Annotated in this window: 3 protein-coding genes; all 3 read right to left on the bottom strand. The window is 70.7% G+C overall.

Annotation, left to right across the window (positions count from 1 at the left end):
* A partial coding sequence (locus tag R2707_21295) for an ABC transporter permease (protein ID MEZ5247636.1) occupies nt 1-778 on the bottom strand: 778 nt, incomplete at its 3' end.
* Nucleotides 775-1,479, bottom strand: coding sequence for a substrate-binding domain-containing protein (locus tag R2707_21290; GenBank protein MEZ5247635.1), 705 nt, complete (start codon nt 1,477-1,479; stop codon nt 775-777). The genes R2707_21290 and R2707_21295, both read right to left, overlap by 4 nt.
* Nucleotides 1,476-1,872 (bottom strand): TOBE domain-containing protein (locus tag R2707_21285; GenBank protein ID MEZ5247634.1); only part of this gene is annotated, 397 nt, incomplete at its 5' end. The genes R2707_21290 and R2707_21285, both read right to left, overlap by 4 nt.

Raw genomic sequence — 1,872 nt, 5'->3', positions numbered from 1 at the left:
GCCACCGCCCCCGCAGGATCGCCAGCACCGCAAGGCTGATGGCGAGCAGGAGCACGCTCACTGCGATTGCCGTCTCGGGGTCCTGCTCGAGGGCCAGGAAGGTCTCGACCGGGAGGGTGCGGGTCCGCCCGCCGAGGCTGCCGGCGAAGGTGATCGTCGCCCCGAACTCGCCGAGTGCCCGTGCCCACGAGAGCGCGAGACCTGCTGCGATCGAGGGCCGCAGCACCGGAAGCGTGACATGCACGAACGTCTGCCACGGCGACGCTCCGGCGGCTGCGGCCGCCTCGTCGAGCACGGTGCCGTCGTCGCGGAGGGCCGATTCGACCGTGGTCACGAAGAAGGGCAGGGCGACGAAGGTCGCGGCGACCACCGCGCCGGCGGTGGTGAACGGCAGGGTGATGCCGAACCAGCGGTCGAGCCACTCGCCGAACAGGCCGCGGCGCCCGAGCGCGAACAGCAGGGCCGTGCCCCCGACCACGGGTGGCAACACCATCGGGAGCAACACGAGCACCCGGAGGACGGAGAACAACGGTCCTTCCTGGCGCGCCAGTACCCAGGCCAACGGAAGTCCCAACACGAGGCACAGGGCGGCGGCGCTCAGCGAGACGACGAGCGAAACCCGGATCGCCTCGAGGATCTCGCCGGAGGTCAGTCGCTCGAGGATGCTCGACCATGGCGCCCGCTGGAGCAGGCCGACCAACGGCAGGGCGAGCAGCACCACGGCCACGGCCGCGGGGACGGCGATCGGCCGTGGCACGATCCGGCGGGGGGCGCTCACGGGAGGAGGAATCCTTCGTCTTCGAGCAGGTCGCGGCCGGCATCGGCGCGCAGGAAGTCGATGATCGGTGATGGTTCGTCGCGCACCGAAGCCGCGAGATACGCCGTCTCGAAGCCGGTCAACGAGTCGTCGTCCAGGGTCGCGAGCCCGAGGTCGGCGGCGTCGGTCGCGTAGACCAGGCCTGCGTCGAGTTCGCCCCGGGCGATCTTGAGCGCGAGGGAGCGGACGTTGGGCTCCTCGGTGTCGACCGCCAGGTCCAGTCCGGAGTCGACGGCTCTGGCGGCCAGACGGCCACAGGGGACTTCGGCGGCGCAGACCCCGATCAGGAGATCCGGGTCGGCGAGGTCGTCGAGCTCGGCAACGCCGGCCTGGTTTCCCGGTGCGAGCGCAACGACGAGCCGATTGCGGGCGACGACCACCGGTTCGCCGGCCACGAGGCCCTGGTCGACCGCGTCGGCCATCGTCTCGGCATCGGCCGTGATCAACACGTCGGCCGCGGCCCCGTCGGCGAGCTGGCGAACGAGTCGGCTGCTTCCGGCGATGACCCAGTCGGTGTCGATGTCGAGTCGGGTGTCGATGGACGCGGTGAGTCCGGTGAACGAGGACGGGACCATGACCACCGTCGTGTCGCCGTCGCTCCCGCATCCGACGAGGCCCATCGCGGCCACGATGGCGATCGCCACCCGGGTGGTCGGCTTCACGGCGTTTCGATGATCACGTTGGTCGACTTGATCGATGCCACGGCCGGCGCGCCGGGCTCGAGTGCGAGGGCATCGACGGCTTCCGCGGAGATCAACGAGACGATGCGGTGGGGTCCCGCCTGGATCTCGACCTGGGCCATGACCGTGTCGCGCACGACCCGGGTCACGAGGCCCGGGAAGCGATTGCGGGCCGATACGTGGTTGGCGTCGGCCCCCGGCTGGTCGCCGAGCTCGAGGGCCAGCCGGGCGAGTTCGGTGCCGAGCACTTCGCGATGGCCACCCTCGGTGCGGGTCGTCTCGAGACGACCTTGATCGGCCCAACGCCGCACGGTGTCGGGGCTGACACCGAGAAGGCGAGCGGCTTCACCCATTCGAAACTGGTGCATGCCGAGA

This window comes from Acidimicrobiales bacterium, assembly GCA_041394245.1.
GTDB lineage: Bacteria > Actinomycetota > Acidimicrobiia > Acidimicrobiales > Aldehydirespiratoraceae > JAJRXC01.
Note: the sequence above shows the minus strand (reverse complement) of the source record. Positions and strands in the feature narration are given on the sequence as shown.